The organism is Sphingopyxis panaciterrulae, assembly GCF_014199295.1.
Taxonomy (GTDB): domain Bacteria; phylum Pseudomonadota; class Alphaproteobacteria; order Sphingomonadales; family Sphingomonadaceae; genus Sphingopyxis; species Sphingopyxis panaciterrulae.
Genome location: NZ_JACIJH010000014.1, coordinates 12302 through 36330, shown reverse-complemented (window position 1 = coordinate 36330; position 24029 = coordinate 12302). Strand labels below are relative to the sequence as shown.

Sequence of the window (24029 nt, the reverse complement as noted above, 5' to 3'; positions counted from 1 at the left end):
GGAGATGAAACGCCTGGCATTATCGCTCACCGCCCTGCTGACCGCAGGCTCGCCCGCCCTCGCCCAGCATTATGACGTGCTGATCCGCGGGGGCACGGTCTACGACGGCAGTGATACGCCGGGCCGCACCGCCGATGTCGCGATCGCCAGCGATCGCATCGCGGCGGTTGGGACGATCCCGGCCGCCGCGACCGCGACGACGCTGATCGACGCGAGCGGCAAGATCGTCGCGCCGGGCTTCATCGACCCGCATTCACACGCCGCGCCGAACATTCAGACGGCGAAACTGGCGGCGGCGCTGCCGATGCTGCACCAAGGCATCACGACGCTGATGATCAACCCCGATGGCGGTGGCCCGGCCGACCTCGGCCCTCAGATCGCAGAGATCGAAACCAACATCCCCGGCGTCAACGTCGTCCCGCTGATCGGCCACAACGCCGTGCGCCGCGCGGTGATGGGCGACGTCGACCGGCTGCCGACGTCCGAGGAACAGGCGAAGATGGAGGGGCTGGTCACCGCGGCGATGAAGGCGGGCGCCTATGGCCTGTCCGACGGACCGTTCTACATTCCCGCCAAATATTCGAACACGGCGGAGATCGTCGGCCTCGCCAGGGCCGCGGCGCCATTTCCGCACGCGATCTACACCAGCCACGTCCGCGACGAGGGCAATTACAATATCGGCGTCGTCGAAGCGGTCGAGGAGGTCATCACCGTCGCGCGCGAGGCGAAGATTCCCGGCGTGGTGACGCACATCAAGGTGCTGGGGCCACAAGTCTGGGGCAAGTCGGCCGACGTCATCGCGCATATCGAAAAGGCGCGCGCCTCGGGCGTCGAGATCTGGGCCGACCAATATCCCTACACCGCCTCGGGCTCAAGCCTGATGGCCTCGCTGGTTCCGGGCTGGGCGCAGGAGGGCGGCGCCGAGGCGCTCGCGAAGCGGCTACAGGACCCGGCGATGCGCGCGAAGATCCGCGCCGAGATGGTGCCGAACCTCGCACGGCGCGCCGGGCCGCACGCGCTGATGATCCGCCGCTTCGCGCCCGACCCGTCGCTCGAGGGCAAAAGGCTCGACGAGATCGGGACGATGCAGGGCAAGGACCCGCTCGACGTCGCGATCGACATGCTGATCCAGGGCGGCGCGCCGACCGTGTCGTTCAACATGAGCGACGACGATGTCGCCGCCTTCATGCGCCAGCCGTGGACGATGACCTCGACCGACGGCGGCCTCCCCGAATTCGGCAAGAGTTCGGAACATCCGCGCGCCTACGGCGCCTTCCCGCGCAAGCTGCGCCACTATGTCCTCGACAACAAGGTCATCGACATGCAGCACGCAATCCACGCCGGCACGGGCCTGACCGCGCAGATATTCGCGATTCCCGATCGCGGGATGCTGCGCGAAGGGGCGTTCGCCGACGTCATCGTCTTCGATCCAAAAACGGTTCGCGACGTCGCCACCTATGAACAGCCGCACGCCTATTCTGTCGGGATGGATTATGTCTTCGTGAACGGAAAGGCCGCGATCGCTGACGGAAAGCCCGCGCCCGAACGCTTCGGTCGTGTTCTCCTGCGCACGCCCTGAACCCGGTGGGGGATCTGGATATGCCGCGGAAATGACTTGCCGCGGCGCGGATAGGCGGCAACGATGGTCGCGATGAACTTGCGACAGATCGAGATATTTCACGCCGTCTATACCAATGGCTCGGTCAGCGCTGCAGCGCGGGCGCTGAACGTGTCGCAGCCCTCGGTCTCGAAGACGTTGCGCCACGCGGAATCGACGCTCGGTTTTCGCCTGTTCGAACGGACCCGCGGCCGGCTCGTCGCCACCGACGATGCCCACGCCCTGTTCGCCGAGGTCCGCGAGATCCAGGAGCGCGTCCTGGCGCTACGCGAGGGCGCGCGTAACCTGCGCCGCGGCGCGGGGATGATGCTGCGCGTCTCGGCGCTGCCGTCGCTCGCGCTCGGCGTGCTGCCGGAGGCGGTGGCGCGTTTCCTGCCGAGCCATCCCAACGTTCAGTTCGACCTCCAGACGGTCCACCACGACGATCTGGTGCGCAAGCTGCACGAGCGCGAGACCGACATCGCGATCGCGGTCGAGGTGCCGCGGAACGCTCCGGTCGGAAGCCGCTGGCTCGGCGAGGGTGAACTGGTGGTGCTCTACCGCGAAGAGGATATGCCTGCCGCGCCGTCGCGCCTCGAACTCGCCGACCTGAAAGGCCATCGCTTCATCAGCGTCGCCTCGAGCGGCCCGATCGGGGAGATTTTCGTGTGCGAGCAGCAGCGGCTCGGCCTCGCGCTCGACAACGCCATATCGACCCGCACCTTCTTCATCGCCACAGCGCTGGTCCGGGCCGGTGTCGGGCTCACCGTGGTCGACAGCTTCACCGCGCAGGCCGCGCTCGCCCCGGGACTGGCCGTCCGGCCGCTGAAGCCGCCGCTGACCTTCGATCTTTACGCGATGCACCTGCTGAACCGGCCGCCCACGGCGGTCGCGACCGATTTCCTGAAGGTCGTCTCGGCGGTGATCGACAGCATATAGCGGGGGGTTATGGGGGCGAGCACATATGATATGCGGTGGGCATGGATGCGCGCGCCTAGGATGGGCCGGATGATCGACTCCATGCGCCCAGCCCTTCGTCCCACGGATATTCGCTGATGCGCGGCTGGTTCGCGATTCCGCTGTGGAAACGTGTGCTCGGCGGGCTTTTCCTTGGCCTGCTCCTCGCCATCGTCTGGCCCCAGGCCGCACCGAGCGTTGCGGTGTTCGGCGATCTTTTCGTTCGCGCGATCCGCATGCTGGTCGCGCCGATCGTCCTCGTGACCATCGCCGCCGGCATCACCTCGCTTGCCGACCCGAAGCGGCTCGGACCGCTCGGCGGGCGGACGGTCGGGCTGTTCGCGCTGACCACCGCCATCGCGGTGTCGATCGGCATGCTCGTCGCGGTGGTCCTGCAACCCGGCGTCGGCGTTCCCATCGGTCAGGCGGCGCCCCAGGCGCTCGGCGATCCGGTGCCGCTCTATGACCAGCTCGTCGGGATCGTGCCGACCAATATCGTCGAGGCGCTGGCAAAGGGCGACATGCTGGCGCTGATCTTCGTCGCCATCCTGACCGGCGTCGGTACCGTGTTCTCGGGCGAGGCGGGCAAGCCGTTCGCGGCGTTGCTGCAATCGCTGTCGTCGGTGTTGCTGCGTATCGTAGGGCTGGTGATGGAGGCGACCCCGATCGGCGTCTTCGCGCTGATCGCCAATGCCGTCGCCGACAATGGCGCCGCGGTGTTCGTCAATATTGGCTGGCTGGCGCTCGCTGTGGTGCTGGGGTCTCTGATACAGATCCTGCTGGTGCACAGCCTGCTGCTGCGGCTGCTGGCGCGCCTGCCGGTGGCCCCTTTTTTCCGCGGCATCGTCGATGCGCTGGCGGTCGCCTTCTCGACCGCTTCTTCCTCGGCGACGCTGCCCGTCGCGATGACTGTCGCGGGGCGCAATCTCGGCGTTTCGTCGACGGTCTATTCGACCGTGCTGCCCCTCGGCGCGAGCATCGGCAAGGACGGCACGGCCATGTATGTCGGCCTGCTCAGCATCTTCAGCCTCCAGGCCTTCGGGGTGCCGCTCGACGCGGGCGTGGTGCTAATCGTCCTTCTGACCGGCGCGCTCGCCGCCTTCGGGACCGCGCCGGTGCCCTCGGCCTCGCTGTTCATGCTCGCGGCCGTGCTGTCGGCGGTCGGCATCGCACCCGAACAGACCGCGCTGATCGTCGGTTTCGTACTGCCCTTCGACCGCCTGCTCGACATGACTCGCACCGTGCCGAGCGCCTGCGCCAATCTGGCGGTCGCGACGACGGTTGCACGCTGGGAGGGCGAACTCGACGAAGGAATCTACCGCGCTCCGCCGCAGCGCTGACGGCGCGGCGCGGCGGGCTCAGGTCGAGCGTGGGCGCAAGCATTCTCTGATCGGGCCGAGCCACCGATGCCTGTGCACGGGACGGAACTGCGTACCTTCATCCGAGCGGTGGTGAGCGTCCGACTGAAGCTATCCGGTGTTGCTGGGTGGACGCCTGGAAGCAGCCATTCGTTAGCCCGGATGCCAGCGTGACGGGAGCAAATGTCGCCGGCGTCGGCCATCGATCTGCAGCGCGATAGCGGCGGGCGAGGCATTCGGGTCTTCGGAATGGAGGAAATCGCCTTCCGGTTCATCGTAGCCATTGGAAAGATATCAGAGGGGGAACGGCGATGATAGACCGCTGTGGAAAGCGCTTCGTTGCAATTTTAATCGCCTTTGTCGGGCTTGTGTCATCTGGGTCAGCGCTTGCGCAGATCAGCTTCACGGTTTCGCTTCCGCAGACCTTGGTCGACGCGCCCGTCACGGGGCGCCTTATCGTCGTCGCGACCGCGCAGTCGAAAGATGCCGAGGCAAAGGTCGAACCCCGTCAGATGATCGGAATGAACGGTCCACCCGCTTTCGGTGTCGACGTGGAACATCTGGCGCCCGGCGGCACCGTGACCGTCGATGCGAAGGCCGACGGCTTTCCGTTCGGCCTCGACCGGCTTCCCGCGGGTGACTACACGGTTCAGGCGGTTCTCATCCCCTATACCAGAGCGAAGCGCGCCGACGGCCACATCATCTGGGTTCCGACCAGCGATCAGCGTGTCATCGCTCCGATGTTTCCGGGCAATCCCTATAGCAAGCCCGTGAATGTCCGGCTCGATCCGGCTGCAGGGGCGCCGGTGGCCCTGACGCTCACCGAAAAGATCGCGCCCGTCGCGCGCGAACCCGATACGCCATGGATCAAGCGCGTTCGCATCAAGAGCAAGATATTGTCGGATTTCTGGGGCCTTCCGATGTCGATTGGGGCGGAGGTCCTGCTTCCTCGGGATTTCGACGAACATCCCGATGTTCGTTATCCGGCGATCTATACGAATGGACACTTCGGAGGCTCGTTCAACTTCGACACCGATCCCGCCAGCGATACCGAGGCGGCGCGACGTAGCGCGGCCGATGCCAATGTGAAGACCGGCTATCAGTTCGCGAAAGAATGGTCGGGCGAGAATTTTCCGCGCATGGTTGCGATCACGCTTGAGACACCCGGCCCCTATTTCTTTGAATCCTATGCGCTCAACTCGGCCAATAACGGCCCTTGGGGCGATGCCATCACAAAGGAGCTGATGCCTTATCTCGAAAAGACCTTCCGACTGATCGACCAACCCTATGGCCGGATCGTCGAGGGTGCCTCGACGGGAGGCTGGGAGGCGTTGGCGATGCAGCTCCATTATCCCGACCTGTTCGGCGGTGCGTGGGTATTCAACCCGGACCCGATCGACTTCACCCGCTACCAGCTCACCGATATCTACAAGGAGGACAATATGTTCACCTTGAAGATCAACGACTGGATCACGCAGGAAAAGCCGTTCCGGCGCAGCCGCGAAGGGCAGCCGCTGATCGACCTTCGCACGCTCGCCGCGTTCGAGGGGATGTTGGGATCGAAGGGCCGGTCCTATTATCAGCTCGATATCTGGCAGACGACGCACGGTCCGGTCGGCCCCGACGGCTATCCCGTGCTGCTCTATGACAAGAAGACCGGAGCCATCAACAAGGAGGTCGTCCGCTATATGCGCGAGCATGGTTTCGACCTGTCGGGCTATGCCCGCGACAATTGGGCGACCCTGGGGCCGAAGCTGCGCGGCAAGCTCCATTTTTTCGCCGGCGAGATGGACGATTTCTACCTCAACCTCGCGGTGTATCGCTACCAGGACATGATCGCCGAGGTGGCGGGCCCGGATTACCCGATCCGCTTCGAATATGGCCGGCCGAAAAAGGGGCATAACTGGCATCATACCGACTGGGCGGGCGTCGTTCGCGAGGTAGCCGATCACGTCCGCAAGACGGCGCCCGAAGGCGCGCCGGTCGCAAGCTGGAATTATTGAGGAGAAGGCGATGAACGGCAAGCGAATGGGACAGATGATGCTCGTCGCAGCGGGCTTCGCGGCGGGCGCGGCGACCCCCGCGGCGATGGTCATGGCCGACGCGGGGGCGCAGGTAGGCGTGTTCGACGAGATCAGCGTCAAGCGCCTGAACATCGTCGAGTCTGACGGCAAATATCGCCTGGTGCTCGCCAATTCGGAACGCTTTCCGGGCCTGTTCATGGGGGGCAAGGAATATAAGCACCATAGCCGCGACACCGGCGGCATGCTCTTCTTCAACGACGAGGGCGACGAAGTCGGTGGTCTGACCTTCGACAGCAAGAGCGTCGGCGACGCCCGGCGGGCGAGTGCGTCGCTGATGTTCGACCAGTATAAGCAGGATCAGACGGTCGGCATCCAATATGCCGAAGCCAATGGCGAGCGCATGGCAGGGTTGCGCGTCTGGGACCGGCCCGACTGGTCGATCAAACCGTTGATGGAAATGAGCGAACGCGCCGCAAAAGCGCCCGATGAAGCGGGGCGCGATCGCATTCGCGAAGAAATGCGCGCCTATGCGAAGGCGAATGGCGGCGCCGGGGCCGAGCGGCTGTTTGTCGGCAAGGCGTCGGAAGAGGCGGTTGTCAAGCTCGCCGACAAGGACGGCAGGACCCGCATGTTGCTGAAGGTCGGAGCGACTGGCGAGCCGAGTATCGAATTTCTCGACGCGGCCGGGAAGGTGGTGAAACGGATCACGCAATAGCCGCGAGGCGCCCAACCTTTCGGACAAGGCGGCCGGGACTTTTCCGGGTGCCTTGATGTGCGTTATAACTATTTGTATATAAATAAAAATTTATCCAAAATCGCGATTTTTCTTGACCGCAGACGCTATTGCTGATGCGATTGCGGGATGGATCATGGGGCGCGACTTCGCTGGTTTGCCCGGGACGTGTTGCCGCACGAACCCGATCTGCGCAAATGGCTTGCGGGCCGCTTGCGCGGGCTCGATTCCTGCGACGTGGACGAAGTGGTGCAGGAGGCTTATGCGCGGCTGTGGACCGCCGATGCCGAAGCCATCCGCAATACGCGCGCCTATCTTTATGTGACCGCGCGCCATATCGTCGGCGAGCAGGTCCGGCGGTCACGGATCGTCGCGATCGACCTGGTGGCGGATTTGGATGCGCTGAACATCGTCGATGAAGAGATGAACGTCCATCGACGCCTGAGCGGACAGGAAGAACTGGCGCGTTTGCACGAAATATTGCAGACGCTGCCCCCGAAATGCCGCGAGGCGTTCGAGTTGAAAAAGTTCCAGGACTTCTCGCAGCGCCGTATCGCCGAGCATATGGGGATCGCTGAAAGTACGGTCGAGAAGCATCTCGCCAAGGCACTGCGGCTGGTTTCCGAGGCAATGAAGCAGGCGCCGGCGGGCGCAGAGAATGGAAAAAGGCGTGAGCGCAAGTTCTGGAAATGGGGCTGACATCGACGCCCGGGCGTCCGCCTGGGCGATCCGGTCGGCCGAACGCGCGCTCGGGGAGCAAGAGCAGAAGGAACTCGATTCCTGGCTTGCCGCCGACAGCCGCCATTTGGGTGCCTATGTCCGTGCGCAGGCCTTGTGGCTCGATCTCGATCGGGTCGCGGCGCTCGACGGCGGTGCCCGGCGCAATCCATCGCCTCCCGCCCGCAAGCGCGTCTGGCGTCGCTACGCCATGGCGGCGTCGCTCGCGGTCGTTGTCGCGGGCGGTGCGGTCGCATACGATCAGTTGGCGGGCCGCGTTGCGACCGGGCGAAGCGAGGTCAGGCGTATCGCGCTCGAGGACGGCTCGATCGTCACGTTGAACGGCAATTCTGCGGTGCAGATACGCTATGAGGACGATATCCGGCGCGTGGTCCTGAGACGCGGCGAGGCATCGTTCGAGGTCGCGCACAACAGTGAGCGCCCTTTTGTCGTCAGCGCCGACGGGGTGAAGGTGCGCGCGGTCGGGACCGAATTCGTCGTCGGGATCGAGGATGACGGCGTCGAGGTGACGGTCGAGGAAGGGGTTGTCGCGATCGCCGGTCGGGCGAGTGGATTGGCCGCGCCGCGCTATATCCGGCGTAACGAACAATTCGTCGCCGCCGCCACGGGTCCGCGAAAGGCGATGCTCGATTCCGTCGACGTTGAGCGCCGGATCGCCTGGCGCAAGGGACTGCTGGTCTTCAACGGCCAGCGTCTCGGCGATGCGGCGGCCGAGGTCAATCGTTACTCCGATCTGCGCGTCACGATCGACGATCCGACACTTGCGCGTGCCGAATTCATGGGTGTTTTCAAGCTAGGCGACGCGCGCGCCTTCGCCAATGCAGCGGCCAGCGCCTTCAATGGCGAAGTGCATCGCCGCGGCAATGAACTGGTGCTGGTGCGTCAGCAGAATTCTCCGTCGCACTGATAGCGGATTTCCGCCGGTCGTCCCTCGTTCGCTTGTGGAAGCACCACTTTGCTTCGGGGCATTAGGGAGGGCAGGACGATGAGCAGGGGGACAGACCGGAAGCATTTGCGTGCGCTGCTGATGGCGGGTGTGGCCGCGGCGATGTGCTGGACGGCGCCGGCTGTCGCACAGGAACGCCAGCGCTATGCGATCCCGTCCGGCGACGCGGTCGCCGCCGTGCAGCGACTTGCCGTCCAGTCGGGGGTGCAGGTCATGGTCCCCCAATCCGATCTGAAAGGGATCACGACCAACGACATCAATGGCAGCTATACGCCCGTCGAGGCGCTGCGTCATATGCTTGCGGGCAAGGGCTTGGAGGTCGTCGAGAACCGCGACGGAGTGGTGGTGATTCGTCGCGCCGACCGGTCGATTGTCCAGCCGACTGGTGGGGAGCCGCGCGAAGAGATTGTCGTCACGGGCTCGCGCATCGAGCGAGCGGGCTTCGATACGCTCCAGCCGGCGACCGTCGACGATGCCGCGCAGATCGAAAAGCGCGGCTATGTCAACGTCGCAGAGGCGCTCGAGGCCAATCCCCTGTTCGGGACGTCGGACAGCAGTGCGGTCGGAACCAATCAGGCGATCAACGGCACCGGGCAGCGTTTCGTCAACATGTTCAGTCTCGGCTCGCAGCGGACATTGACGCTGGTCAACGGGCGCCGCTTCGTGTCGGCCAATTCGGCCGCGGCGAGCGGCAACGCTTCGGCGGGTTCGCAGGTGGATCTCAACCTGATTCCGGCCGGCCTGGTGGATCGGGTCGAAACCATCGCGATCGGCGGCGCACCCATATATGGCTCGGATGCGATCGCGGGCACCGTCAATATCATCCTCAAGGACGATTTCGACGGCGTGCAGTTGTCGGGCCTCGCCGGCATCAACGAAAAGGGCGATGCGACCCAGTATAGCGTGCGCGGCCTTGCTGGCACCAATTTCGCCGAGGGGCGCGGAAATCTGGTCGCGGGGATCGAATATACGCGGCAGAGCGGGCTGCTCTACAGCGACCGCTTCGGCGGTTTCAAGACGACGATCCGCAATCCCGACAATGGCAGTTCCACCGACGGCATTCCCGCGCTCCAGGTCATCGACGATTATCGCTATGCCTTTTTCAACGAAGGCGGGCTGCCTTATTTCGATTCAGGCGCCGAAGCTCTGCTAGGCGTGGATGGACCCGGCGTATCGCTTCCCGGCTTCGGGATCGCGCCGAACGGCAATTATATCTTCGACGCGCAGGGGCGGCCGCTGCAATTCGGTCCGAACGGGACGCTTGTCCCCTTCAACGTCGGCACGGTGGTCGAGGATATTCTGGGAGGAAGCGGTCTCGGAACTTTCCCGCAATCGAGCTCGGGCGGTGACGGCTTCAGCCTTGCAGAGAACAGCTCGCTGCTGACGCCGACCTATCGGGTGCTCGGCAATCTGCTTGCCCATTACGACATCACGCCCGACCTGCGCGTCTTTTTCGAAGGCGCTTATGCGCATAGCAAGGTCGTCCGCCTGTCCGATCTCACTTCGCTGTCGGCGCCAGGGCTGATCGGCGGCCCGAAGCTGACTTTTTCCATCGACAATCCCTTCCTGTCGGATCAGGCGCGTTCTATCCTGCAGGCCAATGGGCTGACCAGTTTCAACCTCAACCGGAATCTCAACGACATCGTCCAGCGCGAGCCGCAGCGCACGGTTCAGAATCTCTATCGCTTCGTCGGCGGGGTCGACGGGCATTTCGACGTCGCGGGCGAGCGTTGGAACTGGGACATTTCCTATAATTACGGGCGCGTTCGCAACAATTCGCGCGTGACCTATGTCGATCCCGACCGCTTCCTCGCGGCCGTCAATGCGGTGGAGGGGTCGGGCGGGTCAATCGTGTGTGGCGGTGCGGCTCCGGCGGGCTGCGTCCCGATCAACCTCTTCGGTTTCGGTTCGCCGAGCGCGGACGCGATCGCTTATGTGACCAACACGGGCCGGTCGCGGAGCACCAATACGCAGACGGTGCTCACCGCCAATGTCGGTGGCAAGCTGCCCTTCGGCATCGCGAGCGAACGGGTCGCCTTCAACGTCGGGGTAGAGCGCCGCGTGGAAAAGGCGGTTTTCGCGCCCGACGCCGTCCTCCAGGCAGGCGACACGCTGCTCGGCGACGGAATCGGCGCTTATTCGCCCGTGACGGGCAAGTTCGGCACGAAGGAAGTCTATGGCGAGCTTGTCATTCCCTTGATTTCCGCCGATCAGGATGCCCCGCTGATCCGCGACGCCGAACTCGACGGCTCGATCCGCTACGTCGACCATTCGCTCGCCGGCGGAGCGCTGACCTGGTCAGCAGGCGGCCGCATTTCGCCGAAGCTCGGCGGAATCGGTGAAGGGTTGACCTTCCGCGGCGTCTATACGCGCGCAATCCGCTCGCCGGCGGTCAGCGAATTGTTCGCCGCCCGGTCGCCCGTCACCGACGGCATCAGCGACCCCTGCGGTGACGGCAGTTATGATCGCGGCAATAATCCCAGCGTGCGAACCGCCAATTGCGCGGCGGCGCTTGCGGCCGTGGGCGCGGACGCGCCCGGCGATTTCATTCCGACCACCGCGGGGCGCTCGGTATCGGGCACGGTGTCGGGCAACCCCAATCTTGATAATGAAAAGGCGAAAAGCTGGTCGCTGGGCTTGGTCTATCAGCCGCCCGCGATCCCCGGCTTCCGTCTGGCCGCCGACTGGACCGATATAAGGCTGACCGGCGGGATCGAGAATCTCGACATCGATGCGACCCTCGCATCCTGTTACGACAGTGCCGATTTTCCGAACAACGCCGCCTGCGGTGCCTTCCGGCGTCTGACCGCCGCCGATATCGCATCGGGCAATGGCACCGGGGGCGCGGCGCGCGAAGTCGGCGACATCGCGAACGGCTTCGCGACAGGTTTCGTCAACACATCGACGCTTCATTTCGCGGGGCTGATCATCGCCGCCGACTATAGTCTGGACATCGGTGGTATCGCGCCCAGCTCGGACGGGCGGAACATGATGCGCTTCGGCACGAAGGTCTTCTATACCGACCGTTACGATCAGCAGCGTTTCGCCGGGGAGCCGGTAACGGAGGCGGCAGGCACGGTCAGCCTGCCCAGATGGCGGGTCCAGACCAATGTCGGCGCGACGCTTGGCGACATCGACCTCGATGTCCAATTGCTCTGGCGCGACAAGACGAAATTCAGCCTGATCCAGACGATCGAGGATACGCCGATCAACGAGGTGGGTGCCTATACGCTGGTCAACGGAACGATAGGCTTCAACGTCGCGGACCGGTTCCGGCTTCAGTTCATCGTCAACAATCTCTTCGATCGCGAGATGCCCTATCCCGCGATCGTCCGCCGCAGCTTCGGGGCGTTCGATATTCTCGGCCGCAGCTATCTGGTCACTGCCAGCGCCAGCTTCTGACGATATGCGGGGCGTGGCGTGCGGCGGCGCCCCGACGCGCTCCGGGGGAGACAAGGATGCGTAAAACCCTGCTGTTTGCCATCGGGCTTCTCGGCCTGGCTTCGCCAGTCTTCGGCGAAGACATGGCGCCGAAACGCTACACGATCGAGCAATTGATGGACTCGGACTCGATCGGCGGCCTGTCCTGGTCGCCCGATGACCGCAAGCTGATCTTCACCAGCAACCGCACCGGTATCGCCAATATCTACGTCATGCCCTCGGGCGGTGGCGATGCGGTGCCGTTGACGCATTCGACGAAGGAGACCGTCCGCGCGATCGGCTATTTCCCGGAGGACGAGCGCATTCTCTTCTCGAGCGATCAGGGCGGCAACGAGCTTGCGCATATCTATGTCCGCGAGCGCGACGGGACGACCCGCGATGTCACTCCCGGCGATCGCCATGTCGCGCGCTTCGTCGACTGGGCGCACGATGGCCAGTCCTTCTTCGTCCAGACCAACGAGCGCGATCCGCGTTTCTTCGATCTCTATGAGATCAGGACCGACACATATGCGAAGACGCTGCTGTTCGAGAACGACAAGGCGTATCAGGTGCGCGCGGTCAGCCCCGATCGCCGCTATGTCGCGCTCAGCCGGATCGTCGATAATGCGACCCGGCATTGCTATGTCTATGACCGCACCGAGGCCAAGCTGATCCAGCTTACCGAAGAGGGAAAGCCCGTCGCCTGCGAGCCGCAGGCCTTTGCCGACGAAGGGGCGAAGCTCTACTACACCACCGACGACGGCGGCGAGTTCGCTTTCCTCGTCCGGCGCGATCTGGCGACCGGCGAACGCGTGACCGTGTTCAAGCCCGAGTGGGATGTCGAGGGCGCGAACCTGTCGCGCGATGGCCGTACGCTGGTCGTCTCGGTCAACGAGGATGCGCGATCGCGCCCTTATCTTTTCGATGCCAACAGTTTTCGGCCGATCGCCTTCGACAATCCGATGCCTGCTGCGAGCGCCGGGCTTCTTCTTGCCAATCATGCCCGCAAGGCGCTGCTCAGCGCTTCGAACGGGGCGACGCCGGGCGAGATTTTGCTCCTCGATCTCGCCAGCGGAAAGCGCACGCCGTTGCTCGACGCGCGGGCCCCCGGCGTCGCACCCGACGATCTGGTTCCGGGCGAAGTCGTGCGCTTCAAATCCTATGACGGGCTGATGGTGCCGGGCATCCTCTATGTGCCGAAGGACGCGCGGAAAGGCGACCGGCGACCCGCGGTGATCCACGTCCACGGCGGCCCGGGCGACGAAAGCACCATCGGCTATCGCCCGCTGCCGCAATATCTCGCCAATCACGGCTATGTGGTGTTCGAGATCAACAATCGCGGCAGCAAGGGGTCGGGGCGGACCTTCTATCATCTCGACGATCACAAGCATGGCGATGCCGATCTCGACGACGTCGTTGCGGCCAAGCGGATGCTCGTCGATACCGGCTTCGTCGATCCGACGAAGATTGCGATCCAGGGCCAGAGCTACGGCGGATATATGACGCTTGCGGGGCTCGCCTTCCGCCCCGATGCGTTCGCCGCGGGGATCGACATCTATGGTGTGTCGAACTGGCCGCGCCTGCTCGCCAACACGCCGAGCTGGTGGGAGGATCTGCGGCGGCTGCTGTTCACCGAAGTCGGCGACCCCGAAAAGGACGCCGATTATCTGCACAAGATATCGCCGGTCTTTCACGCGCAGAACATCAAAAAGCCGCTGCTCGTGCTGCAGGGCGCGAACGATCCGCGGGTGCTGCCGGTCGAATCGGAGGATATCGTCGCCAAGGTCAAGGCGAATGGCGTGCCGGTCGACTATATCGTCTTCCCCGATGAAGGGCATGGCTTCCGCAAGAAGGCGAACCAGATCGCCGCCTATCGCGCGATCCTGCAATTCCTCGACACCCATGTGAAGGGCGCGACCGGGACCCCAAAGGTCTCGCCGCTCGGCGACTTTCCGAACGGCCAGTGAGCAGCGTTTTGTTCAGTCGGCGCGAACTGGTCGCCGCGGGTGCGCTCGTCGCCGTAGCGCCCGCATGGGCATCGACCGCGGACGAGACCGAGCGACTGAGCGCCTTTTTCGAGCGTGTCTTTCAGCGCGACCTCGCGCGCAATCCCGCGGCGCGGTCGGCGTTCGGCGGCAAGGGCGCCCAGCGCGGCTGGCCCGACGTCAGCCAGACCCGCGCCGATGAAAATGTCGCGCTCGTGCGGCGCGACCTCGCCGAGCTACGCGGTTTCGACCGCGGCGCGCTTGGCGCCGATGCGCAGCTCAGCTACGACCTCTTCGCCCATGATGCCGAAGAGGCGATCGAGCGACATCGCTGGCGCGGCAATCACTACCCCGTCTGCCAGATGCGCGGCCCGCAGCGCGACATTCCGCAGACGCTGATCAACAATCATCCGATTGCGAGCGTCGCCGATGCCGAGGCCTATGTCGCGCGCCTTCACGCCGTGCGGTCCTATCTTGCTTCGGTGGTCGAAGGGCTTGAGCGCCAGGCGGCGCTCGGGGTCGTCCCGCCGGCCTTCTCGATTCCGCTCGTCGTCGGCAATTGCGAGAAGCTACTCGTCGGTGCGCCGTTCGAGCCGGGCAGGGGCGACAGCCCGATCCTTGCCGATTTTCGCGCCAAGATCGCAGCTCTGGCTATTTCGGATCGAGAAAAGGCGCGCTGGGTCGGCGAGGCGGAGCGGGGCCTGCTCGACGGTTTCGGACCCGGTTTTCGCCATCTGATCGATCATCTGCGCGCCGTTCCGTGCGGGGCGAACTGCAATGCCGGCGTCTGGCATCTCCCCGACGGCGACGCCTATTATGCCACGCAGTTGCGCTGGAACACGACGCTCGCCGTCTCGCCGCAGGAAGTGCATCGGATCGGCCTTGCCGAGACCGAGCGGCTGCGCGGCGAAATGCGGGCCGTGGCGAAACGTGCTGGCTTCAGCGGAACGCTCGCCGACCTGTTCGCCCATGTCCGCACGGCGGATCGCTTTTATTATCCGAACACCGCCGAAGGAAAGAGCGCCTATCTTGACACGATGCGCGCGAAGATCGCGGCGGTGACGGCGCGGCTCGGCGAGCTTACCAACCATGTTCCCGGCGCTGAGGTCGTGGTAAAGCCGGTCGAACCCTGGCTCGAGGCGTCCGCGGGGACGGCCGGCTATTTCGCCCCTTCGGCCGACGGATCGCGGCCCGGCATTCTCTATGTCAACACGCGCGACATGCGCAATCTGCCGATCTACGAGTTGTCGGCGCTGTCCTATCATGAAGGGGTTCCGGGCCATCATCTCGAAAAGGCGGTAACGCGCGCGCTGACGGGGCTGCCCAAATTCCGTGCTTTCGGCGGCTATACCGCGTTCAGCGAAGGCTGGGCGCTCTACGCCGAGCAGCTTCCGTTGGACATGGGTCTCTATGACGATCCATGGCAGGAGTTCGGCCGCCTGTCGATGGAACTGATGCGCGCCGGGCGACTGGTCACCGACACCGGCGTTCATGCGCTGCGCTGGAGCCGTGCGCGTGCGATCGCGTGGCTCGACGAGAATAGCCCCGCCAGCCACGCCGACAATATTACCGCAATCCAGCGCTATATCGTCACGCCGGGGCAAGCCTGCGCCTATGAGATGGGCAAGCTCAAACTCGTCGAACTGCGCGACCGTGCGAAGGCCGTGCTTGGCGATGGCTACGACCTCGCTCGCTTCAACGACCGCGTGCTCGGCGGTGGCCCGCTGCCGCTGCCGCTGCTCGAAGCGCGCATCGACGAATGGATCGGCAAGGGAGGACAGGCATGATCGGACGGCGGCACTTCATCGGATCGGCGGCGTTCGCGGGGGCGATCCTGGTCACGCCGCCGGTCTTCGCGATCGGGAACGACGAGGATGCCCGGCTCGATGCCTTTTTCGAACGCATTTTCCAGCGCGCGCTCGACCGCAGCCCGACGCGTCAATCCTCGCTCGGTATCCGCCGCGACCAGGACAAATGGGACGATATCAGCGAGGCGCGCGAACGCGAGGATCATCGCCTGCGCGAGTCGGATTATGCCGAGCTCAAGACGTTCGACGTCGCGAAGCTGTCGCCGCAGGCACGGCTCAGCCACCGGATGTTCGCGCTCCAGTCGGAACGGGCGCTGCGCAACTTCAAATGGCGGCACCATGACTATGCGATGACGCAGATGGGCGGCGTGCACACGCGCGTGCCGAGCACGCTCACCAACAGCCACCCGATCACCAGCCGCGCCGATGCCGAAGCCTATATCAAGCGGCTCGAGCGCGTCGAGACGCTGATGAAGCAGGCGGTCGACCGGCTGGCTGCGCAGGAGGCATCGGGGATACAGCCGCCGCGCTTCGTCTATGCCCTGGTGCTCGAACCCTGCCTCAACCTGCTCAAGGGCGCTCCGTTCGGCGGCGAGGGCGATAGCCCCATCTTCGCGGACTTTCAGGCCAAGCTCGCGAAGGCCGGTTTCTCCGAAACCGAGCGCGCAGAATTGCTCGCGCGCGGCACTGCGGCGCTCGCCGGTGGCTTCGCGAGAGGATATCGCGCGCTGATCGCCCATTTGCGCGCCGCCGAGGCCAAGGCCGATGCCGTCGATGGTGTGTGGAAGCTCCCCGACGGTCAGACCTATTATGAGGCGCAGCTCGAGGCCTATACGACCCTGCCGCTGAAGGCGGCCGACGTCCATGCGCTCGGCTTGCGCGAAGTCGCGGCGATTCACGATGATATGCGCGCGATCATGAAACGGACAGGCTTCGAAGGGGGGCTCCAGGATTTTTTCGCATTCATGCGCACCGACCCGCGCTTCTACTATCCGGACAGCGACGCGGGACGCGCCGCCTATGTGGCCGAGGCCAATGCGCTGCTCGACGAGATCCGCGCGCGGCAGGGAGAGCTGTTCGGCCATCTTCCGAAGGCCCCGGTCGAGGTGCGCCCTATCGAAGCCTGGCGCGAGAAATCGGCGCCCAAGGCGCATTATCGCAACCCGCCGCAGGACGGCTCGGCACCAGGTATCTTCTATATCAATCTCGCCGACATGAAGGCACAGCCGCGTTACCAGCTCGCCGCGACGCTCTATCACGAGGCGATTCCAGGGCATCATATCGAGACCTGTATCGCGCACGAGATGGAAGGGATTCCGAAATTCCGGCGCTTCGCAAGCTATGCAGCCTTCAGCGAGGGCTGGGGGCTCTATTCGGAACTGCTACCCAAGGAAATGGGGCTCTATGCTGATCCCTATTCGGACTTCGGCCGCCTGTCGCTGTCGCTGATGCGCGCTTGCCGGCTGGTTGTCGATACCGGCATCCATTCGCTCAAGTGGAGCCGCGAGCAGGGGATCGCCTATTTCGACGCCAACATGCCGTCGAGCCATTATGACAATCAGCGGGAGGTCGAGCGCTATATCGTCCTCCCGGGGCAAGCCACCTCTTATTATATCGGTATGCAGAAGATCGTCGAGCTTCGCACGCGTGCGCGCGAAGCGCTCGAAGACAAGTTCGATCTGCGCGCCTTCCACGATGTTGCGCTTGGCGCCGGGCCGATGCCGCTGCCGTTGCTCGAGGAGCGGATTGATGCGTGGATCGTCAAGGGAGGGCAGGCGGCATGAGGATCGCTTTCGCCTTGGCGGCCGCGGCGATCGCGGTGGGTCCCGCCTTCGCCGCGCCGCCGCATTATAAGGTCGCGGCGCACTTCGATCCGCAGGGAGAAGTCGACGCCGACGTCACGATCACGCTCAGCGAAGGCGAGACGGAAAAGGCCTTTCTGCTTTCGCGGCGCTTCGCGGTGGAACCGATGGCGCTGCCGCCGGGGGTGACCGTGACGGTCGGGCCCGCCGAGGAGCCGATGCCCGCGCTCAACAAATATGTCTTTCATTTCGCCGACCCGGCCACCGAACCCGTCGCGCTCCGCTTCCGCTACGCCGGACCGATCAACACCGAACATGACAGCGGCAACAAGCCGCTGCGGCCCGAGGGCTATGAACTGTTCCTCGATCATATGTGGTATCCGGTCGGGGCCGACATCCAGACGCGCTTCACCGTCGATGCGACGATCGATGGGCTCGCGCCCGATCTGGTGGTCGTCGCGCAGGGCGATGTGACACGGACGGCGGGCGGCGTGCATATCGAGCGCGATTTTCTGGACATCGACTTGCCGTTGGTGGCGATGCGCGGTCTCGAACGCGCCGAGGCGCACGGTGTCGAATTCTACTCGCGCGACCTGTCGGCGTGGCGATCGCAGCAATATATCAAGCATAGCGAGGCCGCCGCGCGCTATTTCGAGGCGATGTTCGGCCCCTTGCCGCGCAAGGTGCGGATGGCGCAGGTCTGGCGCGAGCGCTCGATGGGCTATGCGCGTACGGCCTATACCGTTGTCACCGAAGGGCGGGCAGGGAATCCCGGTGATTCCGAAGTCGGTCCCGCGCGCCATGTGGCGCATGAGATCGCGCATGCCTGGTGGATGCTCGCAAGCCCGCTGACCGACGATTTCTGGCTCGTCGAATCGGCGGCCGAATATATGTCGATGCGCTATGTCGAGCATGCGTTCGGGCCGGAGGAACTGGCGAAGAATATCGCCGAAAAGCGCAAGGCGACCGTAGACGTCGGCCCGGTCATGGGACACGGCCGACCCAATCGGCTCCAGCTCTATGGCAAGGGGCCGCTGCTGCTCGTCGAGCTTGAGAACCGCATCGGGCGTCCTGCGATGGACCGGTTGATGATCGCGATGGCGAAGGAGCCCGCGCACACGACCGCGATCTTCCTGCGTCACCTGACCGAAATCGCCGGCGCCGACGCAGCACGCGATTTCGACGCGGCGCTTCACGCCTGACTCTGGCAACCTCTGGTTATACGCGGACGTGTGGGGCGCTGGCGCCGGAGCGCATGCGCTCGCCGCGGCGGCGCAGCAGTTCGGCGGTGCCGAGCAGCAGCGTCGAGGCGACGACCAGCAGCGTCGCCGCCGCCGCAATGGCGGGGCTGATCTCTTCGCGGACGCCCTCGAACATCTGAATCGGCAGCGTGCGCTGCTCGGGGCCAGCGATGAACAGTGCGATCGTGGTCTCGTCGAACGAGGTCATGAAAGCGAAAACCGCCCCCGCGGCGATGCCCGGACCAATGAGCGGCACGAGGATGCGGACGATCATGGTGAGCGGCGGCGCGCCGAGGCTGGCGGCAGCGCGCAGCAGGCCGAAGTCGAGGCCGGTCAAGGCAGCGTGGACGACGATCACGACAAACGGCAGCGCGAGCGCCGTGTGCGCGACCACGAGTCCTACCGGGCTGTTGACGAGTCCCAGCGGTGCGAAAAGGAAATAGAAGGCGACCGCGACGACGACGACCGGCACGACCAGCGGGGCGCTGATCAGCGCCACGATGATCGGCTTCGCGCGCGAACGCATGGTCGCGAGGCCGATCGCGGCGAGCGTGCCGAGCGGCGTTGCGATCAGCGTCGTGGCGGTCGCGATCTTGAAGCTGTTCGCGAAAGCGCGCGTCCATTGCGGCGATTCACCGAGCGTCCGGTACCAGCGCAGCGACAAGGCCTCTTCGGGAAATACCAGAAAGCTTCCCGGGTTGAGCGACAGCGGGATGACCGCAAGGATCGGCAGCATGAGGAAGGCGAAGACCAGCGCGCAGAAACCGGGCAGCGCCAGGCGCCCGAACCGTGAAAAGGACATGCGAGGCGGCTTCATGCCGGCACCGTGCGGACCATCGTCCGCCCAGCGAACAGCATGAGCAGCAAAGGCAGCAGGAGCAGCAGGCTGAGCGCCGCGGCCATTCCCCAGTTGAGCGACTGGCTGGTGTAAAAGGCGATCGACGCGCTGATCATCTGGTCGGCCCCGCCGCCCACCAGTGCCGGAGTGACATAATAGCCGACCGCGAGGGTGAAGACGAGGACGGCGCCTGCCGCGACGCCGGGCAGGCTTTGCGGCAGATAGACTTTCAGAAAGGCAAGCAAAGGCGGCGCGCCGAGCGAGCTCGCGGCGCGCATCGCCGTCGGGTCGATGCCCTTCATCACCCCATAGAGCGGCAGGATGAAGAAGGGCAGCAGCACATGCGTCATCGCGACATAGACCCCGAGCCGGTTGTAAATGAGCTGCACCGGAGCGTCGACGAGCCCCATATATTGCAGGAGATCGTTCACGACGCCGTTGGTCTGGAGGAGTACCGCCCATGCCGCCGTTCGCACCAGCGCCGACGTCCAGAACGGGAGCAAGACGAGGATCAGCAACGGATTGGCGATCCGCCGGGGCAGCGATGCGAGCAGATAGGCCACCGGATAGCCGAGCAGGGCGCAGAAGAGCGCGACGAGCGAGGCGATCTTGAATGTCCGCAGGAAGATATCGACGAAGACCGCCTGTTCGCGCGGCACGCGAAGAATGTGGCCTCCCGTGTCGATCCGCCGGTCGAGCGCGGCAAGCAGATAATAGCTGGTCAGCGGCCCGTCGGCATGGCGCATCACCGTCCAGATATCGGCGCGCGCCCAGCGCCGGTCGATCCGCGCAAGGTCGGCGAGTGTCTCGCCGGGCGCGCCCGCGGCAAGGCGGTCGGCGGTCGTGTAAAGCAGGCTGCGTGAGCCGACGAGATCATAGTTGAGGCGATTGGCGACGCGATTGAGGGTTCCGGCGCGATGTGCGGCGAGCATTTCGCGCGCGACCGTGCGAGCGAGCGCGTCGGGCGGCAACCCCTCGCCATCCCAGGTGCGCAGTGCCGCCGCACTCGCGGGCCACGTCCGATCGAGATCGCGATCGGTCACCGCGCGCGCAAGCATGAGCAGAACGGGGACGATGAAGCTGACGATCAGGAAGGCCAGCAATGGCGCGATCAGCGCGAAAGAAACCCATCGCCGCGTCATCGGCGCCTCAGCGCGCAACCCAGGCGTTGAACCGCTGGGTGAGCTGATCGCCATATTCGACCCAGAAATCGGCATCGAGTTCGAGCGCGTTGGTCATGTTGGCGGGGTCGCTCGGCGTGTCGCGCTTGAGCTTGGGATCGACACGGCGGTTCGCTTCGATGTTCGTGAGGCCAGTGGGGATGAAGCGTGCGAGGCGCATCTGGTTTTCGGGACGTGTCATGAAGCGGAGCAGTTGCTCGGCCTCCTGCTTTCGCGGGCTGTTGGCGAGGATCACCCAATAATCGACCGCATAGATGTTGCCGTCCCATCTGAGCTTGAAATGGCGGCCTTCGGTACGATTGGCAACGACGAGCCGGCCGGGGCTGGTCACCGACATCACCACTTCTCCCGACCCGAGCAGGTCGGGCACCTGCGAGATCGACGACCACCAGACGACGTTCGGCTTGATCTCGTCGAGCTTGCGAAAGGCCCGGTCGATTCCCGCCGGCGTCCGCAGCGTCGGATAGACCTGGTCGGGCGGCACACCGTCGGCCAGCAGGGCGAATTCGAGCGAATATTTGGGAGTCTTGCGCATCCCGCGCTTGCCGGGGAAACGTTTGACGTCCCAGAAATCGGCCCAGTTTCTGGGGCCTGCTCCCTTGATCCGGTCGCCATCGTAGCCGATCACATAGGACCAGAGCATAGCACCGACCCCGCAATCATGGACGGCTGTCGGAATAAAGGCCTCGCGCCCCCCGAGCGCGGACCAGTCGAGCCGCTCGAACAGCCCTTCCTCGCAGCCGAGGATCAGATCCTCGGTCTCGACCTGAACAATATCCCAGCTCGTGTCGCCGCCCATGACCTTGGTACGGATGACCCCGACCCCGCCGCGCCAGCTATCCTCGCGCAGCGGAATACCAGTCGTGCGTGAAAAGGCTGACCAATAAGCCTGGCGATGCGCATCCTGCGACGACCCGCCCCACCCGACGACGGTCAGCGGGCGCAGGTCCGACCCCGATCCGCACGAAGCGAGAAGCAGGGGAGCGAGCAAGGCGAGTAGGGCGCGCCTGGTCATCACGAAGTTTTTCCTGGCTCGATCTCGCTCGCGGAAAAGGCGAGACAATGATCGATGCACCAGCCGATCGTCATCCGGTCTCCGCGCTGCGCCGCCATATCGACGGGCACGCGGATGATCAGCGATCCGGCGCCCGGCACGTTGGCGGCGATGCGGCGATGGTCGCCATGATAGGCGAACTCGTCGACGTCGATTTCGAGCGTGCTGCAACAGGCTGGCGGCACCGCGCCCGGCTGGACATGCTCGGGACGGATCATCGCGACCACCTTGTCCCCGGGCAGCAGCGGATCGGCGGCCGTCGCGCGAATGATCTGCCCTCCCGCAAGCTGGATCGCGCAGCGGTCGCCCTGCCGGGCAACGAGCGTGCCGGCAAGGCGATTATTTTCTCCGACGAAGCCCGCAACAAAGGCATTGGCCGGATGCTCGTAGATGGCGCCGGGGGTGCCGACCTGCTGCATCCGCCCTCCCGCGAACACAGCGACCCGGTCCGACAGCGCGAGCGCCTCGCCCTGGTCGTGGGTCACATAGAGGATCGTCAGGTCCAGCGCGCGTTGAATCCGCTTGATTTCGATCTGGAGGTGTTCGCGAAGCTGCCGGTCGAGCGCGCCCAGCGGCTCATCCATCAGCACGATGTCGGGCTCGAAAATCAGCGCGCGCGCCAGCGCGACGCGCTGCCGCTGCCCGCCGGAAAGCGCGTGGGGCCGGCGGTCGCCGAGGCCGTCGAGCTTGACGAGGGTGAGCGCGGCGACGACCTTGTCCGCTGCCTTGCGGCCTTTCACCCCGCGAACCCGCAAGGGGAAAGCCAGATTCTGCGCGACGCTCATGTGCGGAAAGAGGGCGTAATTCTGGAACACGACCCCCATGTTGCGCTTGTGCGGGGGGCGATCGGCAAGCGATCGGCCGCCGAGACGAATGTCACCGGCGGTGGGTGTTTCGAAACCCGCGAGCATCATCAACGTCGTCGTCTTGCCCGAACCCGAGGGGCCGAGGAGGGTCAGGAATTCGCCCCGCCCGATCGCGAGATCGAGCGCCGCGACGGCCGCGGCGCTTCCTCCGGCATAGCGTTTCTCTACGCCGCGAAATTCGACAAGCGGCAATCGGGTGCCCGCCATCAACATGCGATGGTCCGATACACGGCGCCGAGCCGGCGAATGCCATCTTCGATCTGATGCGGTGTCGCATAGCTGAACGACAGGCGCACATGGTGGCGCGGTGCGTCGTCGGACGACCCCGCGAAGAAACGGCTGCCCGCGATCAGATGCACCCCGGCGTCAGCAGCGCGCGCGGCGAGCAGATCGCCGTCGACGCGATCGGGCAGCGTCAGCCAGACATAATAGCCTCCCCCGGGAATCGCTATCCGGGCTTCGGGAAGGTCGCGTCCGACCGCAGCCAGGATGCAATCGCGGCGCACGCGATACTCTCGTTGCACCTTCGCAATATGGTCCGGAAAGGCCGACGAATTTGCGAAATCATGGATGATCCGCTGGATCAGCGGCGACGAGCCGCCTTCGGATTTGAGCTGGATCAGCCGCGCGATCAGGGCAGGCTCCGCGACGATCCAGCCGATGCGGAGTCCCGGCGCCACCAGCTTGGAAAAGGTGCCGAGGTGAAAGACGATGCCCGAGCGATCGAGCGCCTTCAGGAGCGGCTGGTCCTCGCCGTCGAAGCGGACGCGTCGATAGGGACTGTCCTCGAGAATCGGAATTTCGCGGGCTTCGGCGAGCGCGACCAGCGCCGTGCGCCGGGCGCCGGTCATCGTGGCGCCGGTCGGATTGTGGAATTCGGGTATGTTATAAATGAACTTGGGTGGCGGCTTGCCTTCGGCATCGCGACGGGCGAGCAGCGCGTCCAGCGCGGCGACATCGAGACCGGCGGCGTCCTGTCCCACCTCAATGAATTCGACCCCGAAATTGCGAAAGATCGGAATGGCGGTGAAATAGGTCGGTGCGGTGACGACGATCGCATCGCCTTCGTCGAGCAGCAGGCGGCAGACCAGGTCGATCCCCTGTTTGGCCCCGTTGGTGACGAGGATATGATCGGCGGTGACATCGCAGCCATCGGCGTTCATCCACTCGGCCAGCCATGCGCGCAGATACGGCTGCCCGCGACCCGACGCATATTGCAATGTCTCATCGCGATGCTCGGTCAGCGCGACTGCGGCATAAGGAGCAAGATCGGGCAGCAATTGCGGCGCGGCGAAGCCTGAATCGAAGAGAATGACCTCCTCGCCGAACTCGGAAGGAAAATGGGGGGAGGGCAGTCGCGTCGACAGCGGTCTTGCCCGGCGTGCCAGACGATCGTCACTCAACAAGTTGGAAGCCCCTCCTTCGCTTCGCTTTTTGCGAAACCATGCACCCTGCCCGAAACGATGGTCCGCATCGCCGAA

17 protein-coding genes are annotated in these 24029 nt (G+C 64.7%); 12 read left to right on the top strand and 5 right to left on the bottom strand.

Going from position 1 to position 24029, the window contains the following annotated elements; genetic code table 11:
• The first annotated feature begins 4 nt into the window (after positions 1–4).
• From FHR21_RS16935 to FHR21_RS16880, 12 genes are all read left to right on the top strand, one after another.
• Positions 5–1579, top strand: a complete 1575-nt coding sequence (locus tag FHR21_RS16935) for an N-acyl-D-amino-acid deacylase family protein (RefSeq protein ID WP_184100464.1) — start codon at positions 5–7, stop codon at positions 1577–1579.
• 72 nt (positions 1580–1651) lie between these two features.
• Entirely contained in the window at positions 1652–2536 is an 885-nt protein-coding gene (locus FHR21_RS16930) for a LysR family transcriptional regulator (RefSeq protein WP_184100462.1), read from the top strand.
• A 116-nt stretch (positions 2537–2652) separates the two neighbouring features.
• A complete protein-coding gene (locus FHR21_RS16925) occupies positions 2653–3894 on the top strand; it encodes a dicarboxylate/amino acid:cation symporter (RefSeq protein WP_184100460.1) in 1242 nt (413 codons plus the stop codon).
• A 443-nt stretch (positions 3895–4337) separates the two neighbouring features.
• On the top strand, positions 4338–5915 hold the full coding sequence (locus FHR21_RS16920; RefSeq protein WP_184100458.1) for an alpha/beta hydrolase-fold protein: 1578 nt from the start codon (positions 4338–4340) through the stop codon (positions 5913–5915).
• A 10-nt stretch (positions 5916–5925) separates the two neighbouring features.
• The gene (locus tag FHR21_RS16915) at positions 5926–6651 is read left to right on the top strand and encodes a hypothetical protein (RefSeq protein WP_184100456.1); all 726 of its coding nucleotides are present in this window, start codon (positions 5926–5928) and stop codon (positions 6649–6651) included.
• 147 nt (positions 6652–6798) lie between these two features.
• A complete protein-coding gene (locus FHR21_RS16910; protein ID WP_184100453.1) occupies positions 6799–7368 on the top strand; it encodes an RNA polymerase sigma factor in 570 nt (189 codons plus the stop codon).
• On the top strand, positions 7340–8314 hold the full coding sequence (locus tag FHR21_RS16905; RefSeq protein ID WP_184100451.1) for a FecR domain-containing protein: 975 nt from the start codon (positions 7340–7342) through the stop codon (positions 8312–8314). Before FHR21_RS16910 ends, FHR21_RS16905 begins: the two co-directional genes overlap by 29 nt.
• A gap of 78 nt (positions 8315–8392) precedes the next feature.
• On the top strand, positions 8393–11755 hold the full coding sequence (locus tag FHR21_RS16900) for a TonB-dependent receptor (RefSeq protein ID WP_184100449.1): 3363 nt from the start codon (positions 8393–8395) through the stop codon (positions 11753–11755).
• Positions 11756–11811: 56 nt separating this feature from the next.
• The gene (locus tag FHR21_RS16895; protein WP_184100447.1) at positions 11812–13740 is read left to right on the top strand and encodes a S9 family peptidase; all 1929 of its coding nucleotides are present in this window, start codon (positions 11812–11814) and stop codon (positions 13738–13740) included.
• Positions 13737–15545: a DUF885 family protein gene (locus FHR21_RS16890; RefSeq protein WP_184100445.1), complete on the top strand. Its 1809-nt coding sequence runs from the start codon at positions 13737–13739 to the stop codon at positions 15543–15545. Before FHR21_RS16895 ends, FHR21_RS16890 begins: the two co-directional genes overlap by 4 nt.
• On the top strand, positions 15542–17350 hold the full coding sequence (locus tag FHR21_RS16885) for a DUF885 domain-containing protein (protein WP_184100443.1): 1809 nt from the start codon (positions 15542–15544) through the stop codon (positions 17348–17350). Before FHR21_RS16890 ends, FHR21_RS16885 begins: the two co-directional genes overlap by 4 nt.
• Positions 17347–18570, top strand: a complete 1224-nt coding sequence (locus tag FHR21_RS16880; RefSeq protein WP_184100441.1) for a M1 aminopeptidase family protein — start codon at positions 17347–17349, stop codon at positions 18568–18570. Before FHR21_RS16885 ends, FHR21_RS16880 begins: the two co-directional genes overlap by 4 nt.
• A gap of 16 nt (positions 18571–18586) precedes the next feature.
• On the opposite strand, the gene FHR21_RS16875 is transcribed toward FHR21_RS16880, so the two are convergent.
• From FHR21_RS16875 to FHR21_RS16855, 5 genes are read right to left on the bottom strand one after another with little or no spacing between them, the layout of a single operon-like run.
• Positions 18587–19426, bottom strand: coding sequence for an ABC transporter permease (locus FHR21_RS16875; RefSeq protein ID WP_184100439.1), 840 nt, complete (start codon positions 19424–19426; stop codon positions 18587–18589).
• Positions 19423–20589 (bottom strand): ABC transporter permease, encoded by a 1167-nt coding sequence (locus tag FHR21_RS16870; protein WP_221235233.1) that lies wholly within the window; start codon positions 20587–20589, stop codon positions 19423–19425. Before FHR21_RS16870 ends, FHR21_RS16875 begins: the two co-directional genes overlap by 4 nt.
• Positions 20590–20596: 7 nt before the next feature.
• Positions 20597–21643 (bottom strand): ABC transporter substrate-binding protein, encoded by a 1047-nt coding sequence (locus tag FHR21_RS16865; RefSeq protein WP_184100435.1) that lies wholly within the window; start codon positions 21641–21643, stop codon positions 20597–20599.
• A complete protein-coding gene (locus FHR21_RS16860; protein WP_221235232.1) occupies positions 21643–22761 on the bottom strand; it encodes an ABC transporter ATP-binding protein in 1119 nt (372 codons plus the stop codon). The genes FHR21_RS16865 and FHR21_RS16860 overlap by 1 nt, the downstream gene beginning before the upstream one ends.
• Entirely contained in the window at positions 22755–23951 is a 1197-nt protein-coding gene (locus FHR21_RS16855; RefSeq protein ID WP_184100433.1) for an aminotransferase-like domain-containing protein, read from the bottom strand. Before FHR21_RS16855 ends, FHR21_RS16860 begins: the two co-directional genes overlap by 7 nt.
• Between the last annotated feature and the right edge of the window lie 78 nt (positions 23952–24029).

Bases quoted from the DNA above. Each gene is read 5' to 3' on its own strand.
- FHR21_RS16935 (WP_184100464.1), top strand. From the start codon at position 5: ATGAAACGCCTGGCATTATCGCTCACCGCCCTGCTGACCGCAGGCTCG.
- FHR21_RS16930 (WP_184100462.1), top strand. From the start codon at position 1,652: ATGAACTTGCGACAGATCGAGATATTTCACGCCGTCTATACCAATGGC.
- FHR21_RS16925 (WP_184100460.1), top strand. From the start codon at position 2,653: ATGCGCGGCTGGTTCGCGATTCCGCTGTGGAAACGTGTGCTCGGCGGG.
- FHR21_RS16915 (WP_184100456.1), top strand. From the start codon at position 5,926: ATGAACGGCAAGCGAATGGGACAGATGATGCTCGTCGCAGCGGGCTTC.
- FHR21_RS16910 (WP_184100453.1), top strand. From the start codon at position 6,799: ATGGATCATGGGGCGCGACTTCGCTGGTTTGCCCGGGACGTGTTGCCG.
- FHR21_RS16900 (WP_184100449.1), top strand. From the start codon at position 8,393: ATGAGCAGGGGGACAGACCGGAAGCATTTGCGTGCGCTGCTGATGGCG.
- FHR21_RS16895 (WP_184100447.1), top strand. From the start codon at position 11,812: ATGCGTAAAACCCTGCTGTTTGCCATCGGGCTTCTCGGCCTGGCTTCG.
- FHR21_RS16885 (WP_184100443.1), top strand. From the start codon at position 15,542: ATGATCGGACGGCGGCACTTCATCGGATCGGCGGCGTTCGCGGGGGCG.
- FHR21_RS16880 (WP_184100441.1), top strand. From the start codon at position 17,347: ATGAGGATCGCTTTCGCCTTGGCGGCCGCGGCGATCGCGGTGGGTCCC.
- FHR21_RS16875 (WP_184100439.1), bottom strand. From the start codon at position 19,426: ATGAAGCCGCCTCGCATGTCCTTTTCACGGTTCGGGCGCCTGGCGCTG.
- FHR21_RS16870 (WP_221235233.1), bottom strand. From the start codon at position 20,589: ATGACGCGGCGATGGGTTTCTTTCGCGCTGATCGCGCCATTGCTGGCC.
- FHR21_RS16865 (WP_184100435.1), bottom strand. From the start codon at position 21,643: ATGACCAGGCGCGCCCTACTCGCCTTGCTCGCTCCCCTGCTTCTCGCT.
- FHR21_RS16860 (WP_221235232.1), bottom strand. From the start codon at position 22,761: ATGTTGATGGCGGGCACCCGATTGCCGCTTGTCGAATTTCGCGGCGTA.